General features: G+C 57.9%; 17 protein-coding genes and 1 tRNA gene. 8 read left to right on the forward strand and 10 right to left on the reverse strand.

All coding sequences use genetic code 11. The features are described from left to right. Nucleotides 1-4 precede the first annotated feature (4 nt). A complete protein-coding gene (gene epsC / locus ACQR35_RS04785) occupies nucleotides 5-580 on the forward strand; it encodes a serine O-acetyltransferase EpsC (protein WP_430269371.1) in 576 nt (191 codons plus the stop codon). Here the strand turns inward: epsC and ACQR35_RS04790 are convergent. Both ACQR35_RS04790 and gndA read right to left on the reverse strand, forming a co-directional pair. Continuing rightward, nucleotides 577-1,419, reverse strand: coding sequence for an oxidoreductase (locus ACQR35_RS04790; RefSeq protein WP_430268186.1), 843 nt, complete (start codon nucleotides 1,417-1,419; stop codon nucleotides 577-579). The two genes, epsC and ACQR35_RS04790, sit on opposite strands and share 4 nt — an antisense overlap. A 112-nt stretch (nucleotides 1,420-1,531) precedes the next feature. Next, nucleotides 1,532-2,968, reverse strand: coding sequence for an NADP-dependent phosphogluconate dehydrogenase (gene gndA, locus ACQR35_RS04795; protein ID WP_430269372.1), 1,437 nt, complete (start codon nucleotides 2,966-2,968; stop codon nucleotides 1,532-1,534). A 229-nt stretch (nucleotides 2,969-3,197) separates the two neighbouring features. On the opposite strand from gndA, the gene ACQR35_RS04800 reads away from it, so the two are divergent. Continuing rightward, on the forward strand, nucleotides 3,198-3,929 hold the full coding sequence (locus ACQR35_RS04800; protein ID WP_430269373.1) for a FadR/GntR family transcriptional regulator: 732 nt from the start codon (nucleotides 3,198-3,200) through the stop codon (nucleotides 3,927-3,929). Between the two features lie 217 nt (nucleotides 3,930-4,146). On the opposite strand, the gene ACQR35_RS04805 is transcribed toward ACQR35_RS04800, so the two are convergent. The 5 genes from ACQR35_RS04805 to ACQR35_RS04825 form a co-directional block, all read right to left on the reverse strand. Further along, nucleotides 4,147-4,473: a hypothetical protein gene (locus ACQR35_RS04805; protein WP_430268183.1), complete on the reverse strand. Its 327-nt coding sequence runs from the start codon at nucleotides 4,471-4,473 to the stop codon at nucleotides 4,147-4,149. A 116-nt stretch (nucleotides 4,474-4,589) separates the two neighbouring features. Continuing rightward, nucleotides 4,590-4,665, reverse strand: a tRNA-Val gene (locus tag ACQR35_RS04810). Nucleotides 4,666-4,710: 45 nt separating this feature from the next. Further along, nucleotides 4,711-5,592: an NAD-dependent protein deacetylase gene (locus ACQR35_RS04815; RefSeq protein WP_430268182.1), complete on the reverse strand. Its 882-nt coding sequence runs from the start codon at nucleotides 5,590-5,592 to the stop codon at nucleotides 4,711-4,713. 11 nt (nucleotides 5,593-5,603) lie between these two features. Further along, nucleotides 5,604-6,104 carry a peroxiredoxin gene (locus tag ACQR35_RS04820; protein WP_430268181.1) on the reverse strand — a complete coding sequence of 167 codons (501 nt, stop codon included), beginning with the start codon at nucleotides 6,102-6,104 and terminating at the stop codon, nucleotides 5,604-5,606. After that, nucleotides 6,104-6,523, reverse strand: a complete 420-nt coding sequence (locus ACQR35_RS04825) for a DUF3052 domain-containing protein (RefSeq protein ID WP_430268180.1) — start codon at nucleotides 6,521-6,523, stop codon at nucleotides 6,104-6,106. The genes ACQR35_RS04820 and ACQR35_RS04825 overlap by 1 nt, the downstream gene beginning before the upstream one ends. Nucleotides 6,524-6,983: 460 nt before the next feature. Between ACQR35_RS04825 and aceE the strand changes: the two genes are divergently transcribed. From aceE to fabF, 6 genes are all read left to right on the forward strand, one after another. Continuing rightward, a complete protein-coding gene (aceE, locus tag ACQR35_RS04830; protein WP_430268179.1) occupies nucleotides 6,984-9,725 on the forward strand; it encodes a pyruvate dehydrogenase (acetyl-transferring), homodimeric type in 2,742 nt (913 codons plus the stop codon). 258 nt (nucleotides 9,726-9,983) lie between these two features. Next, nucleotides 9,984-11,222, forward strand: coding sequence for a PucR family transcriptional regulator (locus tag ACQR35_RS04835; RefSeq protein ID WP_430268178.1), 1,239 nt, complete (start codon nucleotides 9,984-9,986; stop codon nucleotides 11,220-11,222). A gap of 91 nt (nucleotides 11,223-11,313) precedes the next feature. After that, nucleotides 11,314-12,312, forward strand: coding sequence for an ACP S-malonyltransferase (locus ACQR35_RS04840; RefSeq protein WP_430268177.1), 999 nt, complete (start codon nucleotides 11,314-11,316; stop codon nucleotides 12,310-12,312). Beyond that, nucleotides 12,309-13,370: a beta-ketoacyl-ACP synthase III gene (locus ACQR35_RS04845; protein WP_430268176.1), complete on the forward strand. Its 1,062-nt coding sequence runs from the start codon at nucleotides 12,309-12,311 to the stop codon at nucleotides 13,368-13,370. Before ACQR35_RS04840 ends, ACQR35_RS04845 begins: the two co-directional genes overlap by 4 nt. Before the next feature lie 81 nt (nucleotides 13,371-13,451). After that, complete coding sequence (locus ACQR35_RS04850; RefSeq protein ID WP_283560914.1) at nucleotides 13,452-13,697, forward strand: acyl carrier protein; 246 nt, start codon at nucleotides 13,452-13,454, stop codon at nucleotides 13,695-13,697. 138 nt (nucleotides 13,698-13,835) lie between these two features. After that, nucleotides 13,836-15,071 (forward strand): beta-ketoacyl-ACP synthase II, encoded by a 1,236-nt coding sequence (gene fabF, locus ACQR35_RS04855; protein WP_430268239.1) that lies wholly within the window; start codon nucleotides 13,836-13,838, stop codon nucleotides 15,069-15,071. 156 nt (nucleotides 15,072-15,227) lie between these two features. On the opposite strand, the gene ACQR35_RS04860 is transcribed toward fabF, so the two are convergent. From ACQR35_RS04860 to dprA, 3 genes are all read right to left on the reverse strand, one after another. After that, entirely contained in the window at nucleotides 15,228-15,731 is a 504-nt protein-coding gene (locus ACQR35_RS04860) for a DUF3145 domain-containing protein (RefSeq protein ID WP_430268175.1), read from the reverse strand. A gap of 254 nt (nucleotides 15,732-15,985) precedes the next feature. Beyond that, complete coding sequence (locus tag ACQR35_RS04865; protein WP_430268174.1) at nucleotides 15,986-16,909, reverse strand: tyrosine recombinase XerC; 924 nt, start codon at nucleotides 16,907-16,909, stop codon at nucleotides 15,986-15,988. A 78-nt stretch (nucleotides 16,910-16,987) separates the two neighbouring features. Further along, nucleotides 16,988-18,181, reverse strand: a complete 1,194-nt coding sequence (gene dprA, locus ACQR35_RS04870) for a DNA-processing protein DprA (RefSeq protein ID WP_430269374.1) — start codon at nucleotides 18,179-18,181, stop codon at nucleotides 16,988-16,990. Between the last annotated feature and the right edge of the window lie 6 nt (nucleotides 18,182-18,187).

Below are 18,187 nucleotides of genomic sequence, written 5' to 3' on the forward strand. Positions count from 1 at the left end.
CCTTGTGACTTTTTTCGCAAGACTCAAAGAAGATCTCGACGCCGCCCGGTCCCACGACCCGGCGGCTCGAGGTTCTTTTGAGAACTTTTTCGCCTACCCCGGACTACACGCCATTTGGGTACATCGCTTGACTCATCGCATGTGGCAAAACCCTGCGCTACGGTTCCCCGCTCGGCTTTTGTCCCAACTGGCACGCTTCACTACCGGAATTGAGATCCACCCTGGCGCCACCGTTGGCCGGCGGTTTTTTATTGACCACGGTATGGGGGTGGTCATCGGCGAAACAGCCGAAATCGGTGAAGACGTGATGATCTATCACGGAGTTACCCTGGGCGGCCGATCGCTAGCCAAGGTCAAGCGTCATCCTACGATCGGCAATCGGGTGACCATTGGTGCCGGCGCCAAAGTATTGGGCCCCATCTATATTGGTGACGATTCAGCGATTGGCGCTAACGCCGTCGTAGTTAAAGACGCACCGGCCGAGTCCATTCTCACCGGAATCCCCGCTACGTCCCGGCACCGTGACGCAACGCGTGAACGGAAACCCGCGGTGGACCCGGCCGAGTACTACTACATTTAGCGCTTGGCGCGGGCAAGCCGCGTAAACACCATCCATAACAGCGAGTCAAAAGCCCGGTCAGGCAAAACTTGGCGTAGGAACAATATGGCCTTGGCTCCCTTGCCTACCGGATAGCGGGTTTTGGGGCGGTTTGCCGTGGCAGCATGCACGATTGCTTGGGCCACCACGGCCGCAGGCGTTGACATGGACGTCCCGGATGTTGAAGCCAAGGCTGCAGCAACTATGTTCGCTTGTTTGCCGTAGGGGCCGTCAGCTGAATTTTGGGTCAAGCTTGCTGCAGCAATTTTTCCCCACTCACTCGCTGTGCCTGCTGGCTCAATGATGGAGACCATAATCCCGTGCGGTTTGAGCTCTAAACGTAGAGCGTCTGACATGCCTTCAACGGCGAATTTGGTGCCGTGGTACCACGATCCAAGAGGTTCATACATTTTGCCGCCGATGGACGAAACGTTAATAATCCGTCCGTGACCGGCCTTGCGCATGCTGGGCAAAACGAGTGCTGTTATACGGGCCAGCCCAAATACGTTCACCTCAAATTGACGCCGCCCCTCGTCCAGCGGCACCTCTTCGAGTGAGCCGAAGGTTCCGTACCCTGCATTGTTGACCAAAACGTCGATCCCGCCTTCCGCGTCCACAATCTGCGCAATGGCACCGGAGACGGACTCTTCATCAGTGACGTCTAAGGACAAAACGTGGATCCCAAGCTCGGCCAAAGGCGCCATCAGTTCGGTGCGGCGGGCACCTGCGTAGACGCTAAAGCCTTGCAGCTTCAACGCCTTAGCTGCCTCGAATCCAATGCCCGTTGATGCGCCGGTAACAAGTACGGTTTTGCTTTTCATCAGATTCCTAAGGAGTCATGGGATAGTGCCTTAACCATAGAGGGAGACGCCCGGTTTGGACGTCTCCCTCTAACAGTCTTAACGGACTGACAGTGCTTAGAACGCAGTGCCCTTAGTGAGTGTCAACGGCACTGATCTCGCTCTTGTCCTCGCCCCACAAAGTGTGGAAGGAGCCTTCAGCATCAACACGGCCGTAGGTGTGCGCACCAAAGAGGTCACGCTGGCCCTGGATTACAGCGGCCGGCAAGCGCTTACGGCGCAAGCCGTCGTAGTAAGCCAACGACGACGAGAAGACCGGAACCGGAATACCCAACTGAACAGCCGTGGAAACCACGCGGCGCCAAGCCGGGAGTACATCCGCGATGGCCTTGGTAAAGGCCGGTGCGAAGAGCAGGTTGGCTGGCTTCTCTTCGGCAGCGTAGGCGTTGGTGATTTCCTTGAGGAGTTCAGCCCGGATGATGCAGCCACCGCGCCACAGTGAAGCAATCTGGTCCAGCTTCAAATCCCAGCCGTATTCTTTGGCAGCCGAGGTCAACATGTCTAGGCCTTGGGCGTAGGAGACCAACTTGGAGGCGTAGAGAGCCTGACGGACATCATCAACGAAGGTCTCCGGAACGTTTGCGTCCAGTTGACCAGCGGCCAAGAGTTCTTGGCCCAGCTTGCGCTGTTCGGACTGCGAGGAGAGTGCGCGGGCGAACACCGATTCGGCGATACCCGAGGTGGGTGAGCCAAGTTCCAGGGCAGAGATGACTGTCCAACGGCCGGTGCCCTTTTGACCTGCTGCGTCTACTACAACGTCAACAAAGGGCTTGCCGGTCTTGGCATCTACATGACCCAGAACTTCGGCGGAGATTTCGATCAAGAAGGAGGCGAGCTCACCCTTGTTCCATTCGGCGAAGATCTTGGACTGTTCGCCCGGCTCAATGCCGGCCCCGGAGCGCAAGAGGTCATAGGCTTCACCAATTACCTGCATGTCGGCGTACTCAATGCCGTTGTGAACCATTTTCACAAAGTGGCCTGCGCCGTCGGTGCCAATCCATGCACAGCACGGCTGACCGTCTACGTGGGCCGAGATTTTCTCCAACAGCGGACCTAGCGCATCGTAGGATTCTTTGGAACCACCGGGCATGATGGACGGGCCGTTAAGGGCACCTTCCTCGCCACCCGAAACACCAACGCCCACAAAGTGCAGGTCCTTCTCTGCGAGGGCGGCCTCACGGCGGCGAGTGTCCTCATAGTGCGAGTTACCGGCGTCGATCACGATGTCACCGGGCTCCAGGAGTGGAACCAGCTGGTCAATAACGGAGTCCACCGGCTTGCCAGCCTTGACCATAATCAGCACGCGACGAGGCTTCTCGAGCGAGTCAACGAGTTCTTGAAGCGACTCAGTGCGAACAAAGTCACCTTCGCTGCCATGCTTTTCCAGCAAGGCATCCGTGCGCTCTACTGAGCGGTTGTGCAAAGCTACGGTAAATCCGTTGCGGGCCAAATTGCGGGCCAGGTTGGCGCCCATGACGGCCAATCCAGTTACGCCGATGTGTGCAGACATCTATCACTCCGATTCGTTGCAGGTTTAGTGCAGCTTGTTAGGGTCAAAACAGATTTTTGTGTATTTCCACACTATGGGTGACGGACAGTACGGGAAAGTAATGACCACTTTGCGGGCAAAGTTACTTTTTTGGAAGCGAATTTCTAGCCGGGCGCTCCATGCCTCGCAGCTAGGATAAAAACCACAACGTTGACCTCTCCTCCGTCACAAGCGAAAGTCTTTGCCTCTAATGCCTCGTAAAGCAGCAACTAGTCTTCACCACCGCGCGATCGAAAACCTCGGTCAGCGGATTGTGGACGGTTCACTGCCGGAAGGGCACGTGATGTTAGCTGAGCAGCTGGAAACTGAACTGAACGTCTCACGTTCCGTCATTCGCGAGGCTGTGCGGGTTCTGCAGTCTTCCGGGTTAGTGGAGACCATCAAACGAGTGGGCATCCGCGTTTTGCCTGCATCGTTCTGGAACCCCTTTGATCCACTGGTGATTCGTTGGCGTTTGGCGAGTGCTGGACGCGGAGCCCAGCTACGTTCTTTGGCTGAACTCCGGACTGCTGTGGAACCCATTGCTGCCGAGTTGGCTGCTGCTAACGCACCGGAACAGCTCAAGCAGGAGTTGTTAGACACTGCCGATGAGCTTTTGGCTGTGGGCAAGAGTGGCGACGCCGCAGCCGCCTTGAGCCTAGACATTCGTTTTCACGCGCTGATGTTGGCAGCATCCGGCAACCCGATGTTTGCCCGTTTGGCGGACCAGGTTGCTGAAACATTGAGTGGCCGGACGTCCCACGGGCTTATGCCAGAGCAAATAGGTTCCCAGGCGCTCCACCTACACGTAGACGTAGCCCAAGCGATTTGGAACGGCGACTATCAGGCCGCGCGCACGGCCTCGGAGAGCATTATGCGTCAGGTTCTGCACGAGCTCTCCCCGAGTTGGGCGGATCAACCGCGTTCCTTCGGGCAGAACTAGGTCCCTAGTTTTAGGTCCAACTGCGGGCCCGGGGCGGCAGCTGTAATAAAACGCAACATGACTGGACGTGGTGGGACGTCCGGTTTCCCTTTGGCAAAAGTTCACTGTATATTCATTTTCAGGCGCTCGACCGTGGTATCCCCCAATAACCACGGCCGAGCGCCTTTCCAATTTAAGCGCCAGCCATAGGCGCCTGGCAGACCAAAAGTGACTAACCCTACGCTGCCAACTCTTTGTTGCGCTGACTTCCGTGCCGTTCGCTGCGGTCCAACTCGGGCCGCACATGCCAGCTTCCGCCGAGCTGATCACGTTCTAACTCCACCGTACGAAGAGCCGAGTTATTGTTGCGTCCCAGACGGATCTGCAATTGCCACACCTCAACATCCATCCGGCTCAGCCCTCGCGGCATCCGCCGGCTCTGTTCCCACCAATTAACCCGCTCAAACCAACGCACCGGTTCCTCCTGCACCAACCACTCGCGCTGCTCCAGAACAAGGGTGTGAGGTTTTCCGTTGCTATCGGTGTGCACCACTGCGTATCCCATGTCCCCGAGACTAGAAGGAGGCTACGACATTTAAGCGCGTAGTTGGGAACGCTGAGAGGAAAAGAAAAAACCCCGCAGCTTCAGGCTCTAAAGCCTTGAAACTACGGGGTTTATCTTGGTGGGTCCTACCGGGATCGAACCGATGACATCCACGGTGTAAACGTGGCGCTCTACCAGCTGAGCTAAAGACCCTTGATGTTTAGTGCGTTTTCCCGCCCCAAGCAACGAACAATTACTTTACCTGAAAGTAGACCCACTTGGCGAATCGAGGTCTCCGAGCGTGTCGGCGAGCCATTCCAGGGCCTCACTTGTACCAACATCCAACTTGAGCGTGGCCAGCGAATCGCCTCTGGTTTCCCCTCGATTGAGGATTACTACCGGCTTGTTTTCCTTGGCCGCTTGCTTCACAAAACGAAGCCCACTCATTACCGTCAAAGAGGAACCAGCAACAAGCAGCGCCTGTGCCGCATCTACCATGTCCGCGGCGCGTTGAACTCGCTGTTTAGGCACACTCTCACCAAAAAATACAAAGTCAGGTTTGAGCATGCCGGAACACACCGGGCAGTGAGCAATCACAAAGGACTCAAGTAGCTCCCGGTCCTCAAGCTCAGCATCCGCATCCGGAGCAATAGCCCCAGCGCCGCGAGCTTGTGCTTCCGCTTCGAATCCCGGGTTGAGTGCCTCGAGTAACTCTGCCACGGTGTTTCGGGAGAATAATCTGCGGCAGTTCAGGCAAACCACCTGATCGTAGCGGCCATGAAGGTCCACCACATTCTCACTGCCGGCACCTTGATGCAGGCGGTCCACGTTCTGTGTAATAACGCCACCCAAGAGGGCTAAGCGTTCTAGCCGCGCTACGGCCCGGTGCCCAGAGTTGGGTTCAGCGTGGCGCAAATGACCCCACCCCAAATGATTGCGCGCCCAATAACGTTGCCGTTGCGCCGGGACGGCAACAAACTCTTGATAGGTGATGGGTGAGCGCGGCTGTGCGTTAGGCCCGCGATAATCCGGAATTCCAGAATCTGTGCTGAGCCCAGCGCCCGTCAGGAGGACAAATCTGCGTCCCGCTAGCTGCTCTAGCAGCGAGCGCTCTTGCTCAGCGTTTGCCAGAACTGTCACGACTGTAGGCCTTAGCCCAGTTCAGCGAGCGCCGCACGGTACTGGGAAAAGTCACGCGCTTCCCCACGAGGCTTGATGACCACGTAGCGGATCACTCCTTCGGCGTCGATGACAAAACTGCCACGGACCGCCATGCCGCTTTCGTCGTCGAACACTCCGTAGAGGTCCGCAACGGCCCCATGGGGCCAAAAGTCAGCGAGCAGCTGGAAGTCGAAGCCTTGGGCTTCGGCGTAAGCGCGGGCCGCGAACTTGCTGTCCACAGAAATGGCTAGGACGGTGGCCTCGCTGTCATTAAAGATGCTCAGATTGTCCCGAATCTCACACAGTTCACCCGTGCAGATTCCAGAAAAAGCAAAAGGATAAAAAACAACGACGACGGGCGCCCCGCGCAGCGCTGACAAGCGAACCGGTTCGCCAAATTGGTTCACCAGCTCGAAGTCTGGTGCCACTTCACCGACCGCGGGCGCCTTGGAGAAATCGCGGCTAGCAGGAGATTGTGCCTCCGTGGGCACTACTTCTTCTTCCTAAAGACCAGACGCGTGGCGCTCCAGTCCTGAGAGACTGCCACGCTCGAGGTGCAGTGCAATCCAGCAGTAGGTGCGGCTTCTTGGATTTCTGCGGGGGTCACATAACCGTCACGGCCGGACTTGGGTGTCAAAACCCACACAACACCGTCCTCGCCCAAAGTGGTCAACGAGTCAACCAAAGCATCAACTAGGTCACCGTCGTTCTCGCGCCACCAAAGGATAGCTGCGTCAACAATCTCCTGATCGTCTTCATCCAGAAGAGCGGAGCCTATGAGGTCCTCAATATCCTCACGTAGATCGAAGTCAACGTCCTCGTCGTAACCAAACTCTTGGATGAGATCCCCATCCTTGAAACCAAGTTTGCCTGCGACGTTAACATCTGTGCCGGCGTCGGCCTCGCTCACGTGTTCCTCCTCATTGCTTACTGCTGCTGTAAATCAGAAATTCCATACAAATACCAGTATTCCCTACGGGACCAAGACGGGTACAGACGCGCCGTAGCGGCCAGGACAAGTGGTGATTTGCGTTACTACTACCCAACACCCATTGTGGGGTAGCTTCAAGCTCCCCTGCCCCGCCACGCCCTAAAGTTAGGGCGATCCGGTTTTGCCACACTAGAGCGCCGAGGGTCTACGAGTTAGTTGAAATGGTTGTTCCTTTGTCACAGCTACGCAACTAAACGTCTACCGGGCTAGAGTAACTGTGGAACGATTCTGCCACCGGGCTGCAATAACGGTTTGAGGGCTAAACGACTCGTTGCACAAGACCTCCCGGTTCACCTGACCGGGGTGAATATAGCCAATGGCGCCAGCAGCACCGCAACCATCGTTGCCGGCCTGGACGGCGCACAAAGAGAGGTTGGACGTGGCTGCAGGAGAAGATACCTCAGACATCCTCAGCGGGTTGACTAACCAGCTGCCTGATCGGGATCCAGAAGAGACCGCCGAATGGATTGAGTCCCTGGATACTCTGATTCAGGAACAGGGCACAGAACGCGCCCAGTACATTATGCGTAGCTTGCTCCAGCGTGCAGGCGCCCAGTCTGTGGGCGTGCCGATGGTGACTACCACTGATTATGTGAACACCATCCCGGCGGATCAGGAAGCAAAGTTCCCCGGAAACGAAGAATTTGAGCGCCGCTACCGCGCTTACATGCGCTGGAACGCAGCCATCATGGTGCACCGCTCCCAGCGTCCCAACATTGGAGTGGGTGGACACATCTCCACCTACGCCGGTGCCGCCACCTTGTATGAGGTTGGTTTTAACCACTTCTTCCGCGGCAAGGACCACCCGGGCGGTGGTGACCAGGTGTTCTTCCAGGGTCACGCCTCCCCCGGTATGTACGCCCGTGCCTTTATGGAAGGCCGCCTGAGCGAAGAAGACCTCGACGGTTTCCGTCAGGAGAAGTCCAAGGAAGGTCACGCACTTTCCTCCTACCCGCACCCGCGCCTCATGCCGGAGTTCTGGGAATTCCCCACAGTGTCCATGGGTATCGGTCCCATGAACGCGATCTACCAGGCTCAGTCCAACCGTTACCTGCATAACCGCGGTATCAAGGACACCTCAGACCAGCAGGTTTGGGCGTTCTTGGGCGACGGCGAAATGGATGAGCCTGAGTCACGTGGCCTCCTTCAGCTGGCCGCGAATGACAAGTTGGACAACCTGAACTTCGTTATCAACTGCAACCTGCAGCGCCTTGACGGCCCCGTCCGCGGTAACGGCAAGATCATGCAGGAACTCGAAGCTTTCTTCCGTGGTGCCGGCTGGAACGTCATCAAGGTTGTTTGGGGTCGAGAGTGGGACGACCTCTTGGCCAAGGACAAAGACGGCGCCTTGGTAGACATCATGAACACCACGGTTGACGGTGATTACCAGACGTACAAGGCCGAGTCCGGTGGCTTTGTACGTGAGCACTTCTTCGGCAAAACGCCGCAGACCAAGGAACTCGTCGCTGATCTCACTGACGATCAGATCTGGGGCCTCAAGCGCGGTGGTCACGACTACCGCAAGGTCTACGCGGCCTACAAGGCAGCTACGGAATTCAAGGGCAAGCCCACCGTCATCCTGGCCAAGACGGTCAAGGGCTACGGTCTGGGAACTCACTTCGAAGGCCGTAACGCAACCCACCAGATGAAGAAGCTCACGCTTCAGGATCTGAAGGACTTCCGCGATCACTTGCGTATCCCGATCACGGACGAGCAGCTTGAAGCTGACCCATACCAGCCTCCGTACTACCACCCAGGTAACGATGCTCCGGAGATCAAGTACCTCCAAGAGCGTCGCGCCGAATTGGGCGGTTACGTACCTGAGCGCCGCAACAAGCACAGCGAGGTTGTTTTGCCCGGGGCCAAGGCCTACGAGGTAGCAAATCGCGGTTCCGGCAAGCAGCTTGCAGCCACCACCATGGCCTTTGTGCGTTTGCTCAAGGACTTGATGCGTGACAAGGAATTCGGCAAGCGGATTGTTCCGATCATCCCGGATGAGGCACGCACCTTCGGTATTGATGCGTTCTTCCCCACCGCGAAGATCTACAACCCCAACGGCCAGAACTACTTGTCCGTTGACCGCGACCTCGTTTTGGCTTACAAGGAATCCATCTCCGGTCAGATCGTCCACGCCGGTATCAACGAGGCTGGCTCGGTTGCAGCATTCACCGCTGCTGGCACCTCCTACGCCACCCACGGCGAGGCGCTGATTCCGGTCTACGTGTTTTACTCGATGTTTGGTTTCCAGCGCACAGGCGATTCGTTCTGGGCTGCTGCTGACCAGATGACCCGTGGCTTTATCATCGGAGCAACTGCTGGCCGCACCACCCTTACGGGTGAAGGTTTGCAGCACGCTGATGGTCACTCACCGCTTTTGGCCAGCACCAACCCGGCAGTGGTCAGCTATGACCCCGCCTATGGCTACGAAATCGGCATCATCGTCCGTGATGGTCTTGAGCGTATGTACGGTCCGGACTCCGCGGACCGCAACCTGATGTACTACATCACGGTTTACAACGAGCCGATCCTCCAGCCTGCCCTCCCGGAAGACTTGGATGAGGAAGGTGTCCGCAAGGGTATCTACCTCTTGGCTCCGGCCAAGATCGACGGTCCGCGCACGCAGATCCTTGCCTCCGGCGTTTCTGTTCCTTGGGCTCTGGATGCTCAGCGAATTCTCGCCGAAGACTGGGGAGTATCTGCCGACGTTTGGTCCGTGACCTCTTGGAACGAACTGCGCCGCGACGGTCTGGCCGCTGAGGAAGAAGCATTCCTCAACCCAGGTCAGCCTGCTCGTGTTCCGTTTGTTGCTCAGCAGATGGCCGGTGCCACTGGCCCGATCGTTGCCGTGAGCGACTACATGAAGGCTGTGCCGGACCAGATCCGTCAGTTCTTGCCTAACGAGTTCGCTTCCTTGGGTGCTGACGGCTTTGGTTTCTCTGACACCCGTGCTGCTGCTCGCCGATTCTTCAAGAACGACACTCACTCGGTAGTGGTTCGTGCTCTGGAGATGCTGGCTCGCCGCGGTGAGGTTGACGCTCAGGCACCTGCCCAGGCCATCGAGAAGTACCGTCTCTTGGATGTCAACGCTGGTACCACCGGTAACGCAGGCGGCGACTCCTAAACACTGGACGTACCGTTCCACGTACGACGGCGCCCCTCACCATTTGGTGAGGGGCGCCGTCGTTGTTTGAGGTACTTGCTAAAGGTCCACCTCACGCCAAGACAAGAACACCACCCTGCCACCAGCCGCTGCGGCTGCGGCTGTAGAGTCCAGACAACTTTGACTTCCCCAGACGCCTAACCACTGTGATCTAGACGGCATCGAGTTGTAGCGTTTATACAAATGGAGCTTCGTCACCGATAAACGTATGCTCGTTGTATGGCACAGAGCAGCACCGGAACCACAGCACAGACTAAGTCCCTCAAAATGACACCGGAAAAGGCTGAAACTCTCAAAAAGCTCAACGCGAGCATTGGACAACTCTCAACTACCACCATGCGCCAGCTTGAGCACTCACTGCCGTGGTACGTCAGGCTCAGTTCTGACGAACGCTCAGCCCTGAGCCTCGTGGCGCAAAACGGTATAGCCGCCTTTGTCACGTGGTATGAGAAACCAAGTTCGCCGTCGTGGATCCTCTCAGACGTGTTCGGCAATGCCCCCACCGAGTTAACCCGCTCCATTAGTTTGCAAAAGGCCTTGCAGCTGATTCGTGTGGTTGTTGAAGTGGTGGAAGATCAAGTACCAGTGCTGGCCCCGGAGGCTGATCAGTCAGCCCTCCGCGAAGCCGTTTTACGGTACTCACGAGAGGTGGCATTCGCCGCCGCCGACGTCTACGCACGGGCTGCTGAAACCCGCGGATCGTGGGACACCCGGCTAGAGGCCCTGATAGTTGATGCCATTTTGCGTGGTGAAAACACTGACGCATTGCGGTCCCGAATTGCCGCTTTGGGTTGGCGCGCCCAAGAACGATTCGCTGTGATGGTGGGCAACACACCCGTCGAACCCAGCGCCGGCTACGTTAATGACCTACGAAGAGCAGCTAGCCGATTTGCCCAAGACGCCCTGGTAGGGATTCAGGGAGAGCGCCTTATATTGATTCTGGGTGGCGTCACGGACCGGGACACCTCCTACGCGCGTTTGAGCGAACTCTTCGCACCCGGCCCCGTAGTTTACGGGCCGGAAGCGTCATCCTTGGTAGAGGCCAGCATCTCAGCGCAGGCCGCCTTCGCGGCCCTCACAGCAGCCAAGGCCTGGCCCTCGGCGCCACGGCCCGTAGCAGCGGATGATCTTCTCCCCGAGCGCGTTATGTCCGGAGACGATGCCGCCCGAAGGACACTCATCCGGACCATTTACCGGCCCCTAGTGGCAGCCTCCAATGGTCTCATTGAGACTCTAGGAAGCTACATTGAGCTAGGTCACTCGCTAGAAGCAACAGCCCGTGAACTGTTTGTCCACGCCAACACTGTGCGCTACCGGCTCAAACGGGTCTGCGACGTAACAGGCTGGGACCCGCTACTCCCCCGCGAGGCTTTTGTCCTACAAACTGCGCTGGTTATGGGACGTTTGACTGTCCCGCTCAAGGCCACGCCCGAGAGGCACAACAGCCGCTCGAGCTAATAACTCGTTGTAGACTTCCTACAAACCGACCCAGTGAGCTTGGTGTGCCTAAACACCGGTGAATCACACGGCAATTTGGAAAGCTGGTTACGTGCTTGCAATCGTCTGCCCCGGACAGGGCTCTCAAACTCCCGGATTCCTTGCTCCATGGTTGGAGCTGGACTCCGTAGCTGAACACTTAGCTACGCTAAGCGAGACGGCACAGATTGATCTCAAAGCTCACGGGACTACCTCTGACGAGGAAACCATCAAGGACACGGCAGTGGCACAACCGCTGATTGTGGCCGCTGGTTTGATCACCGCACAAGCACTCTTCGACGTCGACATCACCACCCTGCCCGTGGTCCTCGCCGGTCACTCGGTGGGAGAGATCACGGCATCGGCACTTGCTGGAGTGTTGACCCAGAGCGAAGCGATGACGTTTGTTCGCGAGCGTGCCAACAACATGGCCACAGCGGCAGCCGTGACACCCACGGGCATGACCGCCGTCGTCGGAGGTGATCCCGCTGAAGTACTCGCAGCGATCGAAGCATCCGGCGCAACCGCAGCCAACGTCAACGGCGCGGGCCAAACTGTTGCAGCAGGAACCTTTGAACAGCTCAAATACCTAGCCGAGAACCCTCCGGCCAAAGCACGCGTTATTCCGCTCAAGGTGGCTGGCGCATTCCACACTTCTCACATGCAGCCTGCCGTTGCTGCGTTGGAGGCGCTGCGCCCCTCACTGCAGCCGAAAAATCCCGGCGTCAAGCTGCTCTCCAACTTCGACGGCCAAGAGGTGACTGACGGCAACGCTGCCGTGGCCAGCCTTATTGCGCAGGTTTCCCGCCCGGTGCGTTGGGACCTGTGCATGCAGACGCTCACTAACTTGGGTGTAACGGGCGTGATTGAACTTGCTCCTGCTGGCACCTTGGCTGGCTTGGCTAAGCGCGGCATGCCTGGTGTGCCCACCGTTGCAGTCAAAACTCCTGATGATCTTGAGAAGGCTCTTGCCCTCTTTGCCAGCGATCCTAGTGCTGCGTCAACGGCTGGCTCAGGACATCATTCAACCGCCAGCGACTCTCCGGTCAGCACAGAAGGAGCATCGGCATGAGCACCCCGGTTTTGAAGCAGAGCAAGACTCACGAGAACTCTCGCATCTTAGGCATTGGCGCTTACCGTCCGGACGTTATTGTCACCAACGACGACGTCTGCCAGTGGATTGATTCCTCTGACGAGTGGATCCGCCAACGGACCGGCATCATCACACGTCACCGCGCTAGCGCCGATGTCAGTGTGATTGATATGGCTGAAGGTGCTGCACGTGAGGCCCTAGCTAAAGCTGGCATTGAAGCCTCGCAACTTGGCGCAGTCATCGTCTCCACCGTGACCCACCCCTACGCAACTCCTTCGGCAGCCGCCGCACTGACTGATCGACTGGGAGCCACTCCGGCCCCTGCCTACGACATTTCGGCGGCCTGTGCTGGCTATTGCTACGGGATCGCTCAGGCCGATGCGCTGGTTCGCTCCGGCGCTGCCGACTACGTATTGGTAGTTGGAGCAGAGAAGCTTTCCGATGTGATCGACAATCACGAGCGCACCATTTCTTTCCTTTTGGGTGACGGTGCTGGCGCAGTTGTTGTTGGCGCCTCCGAGGAGCCAGGCATTGGTCCCTCGGTATGGGGTTCAGACGGCAGCAAATGGACAGCCATCGGTATGACCCACTCCCTCGACGAAGTCCGCGCCCTTGGTGAGACGGCGCGCACCTCTGACCAGAGTGACGATGAGGCAGTGCTTGCCGCCGCACAGACTGTTTGGCCTACTCTGCGTCAAGATGGACAGACTGTTTTCCGCTGGGCTGTATGGGAAATGGCAAAAGTTGCGCAGCAGGCCTTGGACGCCGCAGGCATTACCGCCAGCGATCTTGCAGCGTTTGTTCCGCACCAGGCTAATATGCGCATCATCGATGAGATGGTCAAAAAGCTGAAGCTGCCTGAGTCAGTGGTGGTGGCCCGGGACATTGCCGACGCCGGTAACACCTCGGCTGCCTCCATCCCCCTTGCAACGCACCGCTTGCTGCAGGAAAACCCCGAGCTCAGCGGCGGGCTGTCACTTCAGATTGGCTTTGGCGCGGGCCTTGTTTTCGGCGCTCAAGTTATTCGACTTCCCTAAAGATTTTTACCCCAACAAGCCGCAACAGTGGTTTGAAACATTCCGGCACTGACTGCCGGCAACAAAAGAAAAGGAGCCGACATGGCTAGCAACGAAGAGATCCTGGCCGGCCTGGCTGAAATCGTCAACGAAGAGACCGGCCTCGCCCCTGAGGCAGTCGAGTTGGACAAGTCGTTCACGGACGACTTGGACATCGACTCCATCTCCATGATGACCATTGTGGTCAACGCAGAAGAGAAGTTCGGCGTACGCATCCCGGACGAAGAGGTCAAAAACCTCAAGACCGTTGGCGACGCAGTTAACTTCATCTCCGGCGCACAGGCATAATTTTCGCCTTAGCTTGTTCTAGGCGTAACGCGGAACCGGTCATCACAGCACCCCAACGGTTGTGATGACCGGTTACCTCACCATTTTTCAAGACTGCTCAGCGCTATGACGCTGACAAAACTCCAAGAGAGTGATTCCATGGCCCGCAAAGTTGTCATCACCGGCCTGGGCGTCACAACGCCCATCGGCGGAGACGTCCCCACCATGTGGAAGAACGCCCTTAAAGGCGTCTCTGGTGCCCACACCCTCGAAGACGACTGGGTGGCCCGCTACGAACTTCCCGTCACCTTTGCTGCCCGGTGTTCGACGCCGGCACTAGAGGTATTGAGCCGCGTTGAAGCCAAGCGTATGGACCCGTCCACTCAGTTTGCTGTTATCGCCGCTCGCGAAGCCTGGAAAGACTCTGGAATCACCGAAGTAGATCACGATCGCCTTGCCGTAGCCTTCGCTACCGGCATCGGTGGTGTGTGGACACTTTTGGACGCTTGGGACACATTGCGCGACCGCGGCCCCCGCCGTGTGCTGCCGATGACTGTCCCCATGTTGATGCCCAATGGCGCAGCAGCGGCTGTGAGCTTGGACTTGGGTGCACGCGCAGGTGCGCACACCCCCGTCTCAGCTTGTGCTTCCGGTACGGAAGCCATGCACATGGGTCTGGACTTGATTCGTTCGGGTAAGGCCGATGTTGTGATGTGTGGTGGCGCTGAAGCCGCTATTCACCCCATGCCTATGGCTGCGTTCGCTTCAATGCAGGCTCTTTCAAAGCGCAACGATGATCCTGAGCACGCGTCTCGCCCCTATGACCGGGACCGCGATGGTTTTGTGATGGGTGAAGGCGCTGGTGCTTTGGTCCTCGAAGCCGAAGAGCACGCCCTGGCCCGCGGTGCACGCATTTACGGCGAGCTTGCTGGCACCTCCGTTACAGCTGACGCCTACCACATCACTGCCCCGGACCCTGAGGGTCTGGGCGCAACGCGAGCTCTCAAGGCCGCAATGTTTGACGGCCGTATCCAGCCTGAAGACGTGGTCCACGTTAATGCTCACGCAACGTCCACCCCAGTGGGTGACAAGCCTGAGTACACAGCGCTTCGCAATGCATTGGGCAAGCACCTGGATGACGTTGCGGTCTCCGCTACGAAGTCCCAGATGGGCCACCTTTTGGGTGCATCGGGTGCTGTTGAGGCTGTTCTTACCGCGCTTGCCGTCTACGAGCGCAAGGCGCCGGTAACCATCAACTTGGAGAACCAGGATCCTGAAATCCCGCTCAACGTTGTCACTACAGGGCGCGATCTGCCTGCTGGCGACATCGTGGCTTTGAGCAACTCCTTCGGTTTCGGTGGCCACAACGCGGTCATCGCGGTCCGCAGCATGTAATTGGCTGGTAGGCCCCGATGAAGGGCTGGCAGCAGCGAACACAAGGGAAGGCTCGCACCATGCGGTGCGAGCCTTCCCTTTTTCCCCGGCTATGAGGTAATTAGCAATCTGAGTTATGGAGCTTTGGCAGGGTTTAGCTGGCCGGGCTGAGGTGGCCTAGCCGACTTGGTGCAGCCAGCGCACAGGTGCGCCTTCAGCTGCGTGACGGAACGGTTCGAGTTCTTCATCCCATGCTTCGCCAAGCGCCAAGGAAAGCTCGTGGTACACAGCCGCAGGTTCCCCAGCGCCGTGCTCGTAGGCGTAACGAATGCGGTCCTCGGAAACCATGATGTTGCCGTGCACGTCTGTGACGGCGTGGAAGATGCCAAGTTCGGGAGTATGAGACCAGCGTGCGCCATCAACGCCAGCGCTTGGTTCTTCGGTCACTTCGTAACGGAGGTGGGCCCAGCCGCGAAGCGCGGAGGCCAATTGCGCACCGGTACCGGGAGCTCCTGCCCACGACAGTTCGGCGCGAAACATTCCGGGCGCAGCAGGCTGAGCGGTCCATTCGAGATCCGTGCGTTGATCAACCACGGACCCGATGGCCCATTCAACGTGTGGGCACAGCGCAGTTGGGGCTGAGTGTATAAATAATACGCCCCGTGTCATTGCAGCAGACATTCCATCCTCCATAGCCGTAGGTACGTCTTCCCCAACGACCTGCACAGCTATGAATGTGTTACGAACTGCTCTTCCAGCCTCTTAGGACCAGGCAGATGAAATTATGTTCTGAGTCCAACGCTGCGGCTTCAACCTCAGCTTGAATCTTTTAGACTCTTGACCATTGTGCCCCACAGCACCAAATTACGCCAGTGGAACTACAGCGCAGGTATTCCCGCGGCCAGTTTCAGCCTATCCAGGCTCGTTGGCTGCCGCTAGGCGCGCGGGTGGGCTTGTTGGTAGCTCTGACGAAGCCTGTCTACAGACACATGTGTATAGAGCTGCGTTGTGGCGAGACTGCTGTGGCCTAGGATCTCTTGTACAGCGCGAAGGTCGGCCCCGCCGTCAAGTAGATGGGTAGCAGCAGAGTGGCGCAGCGCGTGGGGTCCTGATGCTTTGGTGTCCCCCAGCTGGGTGAGTTGTTTGTCTACAACATCGCGGATTTGCCGTTGATCAACGCGTTTGCCTCGGGCGCCGAGGAAGAGCGCTGCTCCACTGCCTTGAATAACGAGTTTGGGGCGGCCGCCGGTGAGCCATGCTTGGACGGCTTGGGCTGCTGGCGCGCCATAGGGCACGGTCCGTTCCTTGTTGCCTTTACCCAGCACACGAAGGGTCCTGCGTTCGGCGTCCAGATCGTCAATGTCCAAACCGGCAAGTTCGCCAACGCGAATGCCTGTGGCATAAAGAAGTTCAATCATTGCTACATTGCGCAGTGGGAGCGGATCACCGTTCTCAGCCGTGTGCTGGGTGTTTTCCATCAGACGGCCCACTTGGTTTTGAGCCAGCACGGCGGGCAACGACTTGGAGCGTTTGGGAGCCTTAAGCCGAAGCGATGGATCCGTTTCAATCAGTTCTTCGCGCATAGCCCAATGGCAAAAGCTGCGCGCCGTAGCTGTGCGGCGGGCCAGCGTGTTGCGAGCAAGGCCTGCAGCGTTCTGCTCTCCCAACCAGGACCGGAGTGTGCTCAGCTCGATGTCTTTGAGCTCAGAAATTCCCTCAGCAGCTGCGAAGCCGAGCATGCTTTGCACATCAGAAAGGTAGGCACGGACGGTATGGTCTGAACGGCCGCGCTCGGCAGCAAGGTAGCGGCCGAATCCGTCAATAACGTGTTTGTACGGATCGGTTGGAGTTTCTGGCACACCACCACTTTGCTCCGCGCGTCCCCTGTCTTCAAGCCACCTCGCCGCTCAGTTACCGCCACAATCCACCGGAAGACTTTATTGGGACGCTTTGCTTCGCTTCCAAAGCCCGTTGTTGGTTTCGGCAAGCCCCAACAGTTGAAGGCGACCCAGCCCAGCTCGCACTCCCGTGGCTTCTAGGCCAGCAACAATGCAGAGTTTTTCTATGCTGGTTCCGGCACGCAAGGGCAAGGCATCTAAAATGATCAGGTCCTCTAGGCTGAGTCCGTCTTGAACTCGTGATTGTGCCAGCGCCCGTTGTGGGTCGGCAGAGTCCCTCCCGCTGGGCGAGAGTAGCTCAATCACTTCGGCAGCGTCGGTAGTCAGCACTGCGCCGCCGTCGCGAATCAAGCGATGACACCCCGCGCTGTTGGCCGAATGAACCGACCCCGGTACTGCAGCCACTGCCCGGCCAAGGCTCTCCGCATGATGGGCAGTGTTCAGGGCGCCGGACCTCCAACGAGCCTCAACAACCACCGTGGCTCCGGATAAGGCCGCTATTAACCTGTTCCGCTGTAAAAAGCGATAGCGAGTCGGTGCCGAGCCAGGAGGAACCTCCGCTATGACGGCTCCCTGACGCGAAATAGCCCGCAGTAAGTCTTCGTTACCTGCTGGGTAAAAGCGGTCTACCCCACCTGCCAGAACTGCAACAGTAGGAAGCGCAGATCCCCCAGCTGCGAGCGCCGCACGGTGCGCGTGGGCATCGATGCCATAGGCACCGCCAGAAACCACACAGTAACCCCGGCTGGCCAGAGCGTGGGAAATTTCTGCAGTCACTGATGCGCCGTAACTAGTGCTGTCCCTAGAGCCAACCACCGCCACAGTGTTTTCCAGATCCGGAAATTGCTCTCGATTTCCGCGCCACCATAAACACAAGGGTTCGTGGATATCGAGGTCGCGTAATTGTTCGGGCCAGATTTCATCCTCTGGGATCAGCACACCGCCCCCGAGTCGCTCTATGGTGTTCAGATCCCGTTCTGGTGCCAGGTCCGGCACTCTCGCTGCCCACCGTTTGATCGCCGAGCTCAGTCCTTGCCAACCTGATAGATGATTATGCTCATCAAGAAGCATTGCCACATCTTTTTCCAGTCCCGGGTCGCTGGGCTTCTTCCCTGTTGCAATTTCAAGCGCCACGCATGGCCCTGCCACCCGTACTAGTGCCATTCCGGCAGCGTCTTGTGGTTCCATCAGCCTGGATAAGGATGCCCGGGCCAGGACGAGTTCTTTGGACATTGATTT

The organism is Pseudarthrobacter sp. J1738, from assembly GCF_050490315.1.
In the GTDB taxonomy this organism is placed as follows: domain Bacteria; phylum Actinomycetota; class Actinomycetes; order Actinomycetales; family Micrococcaceae; genus JBNPEO01.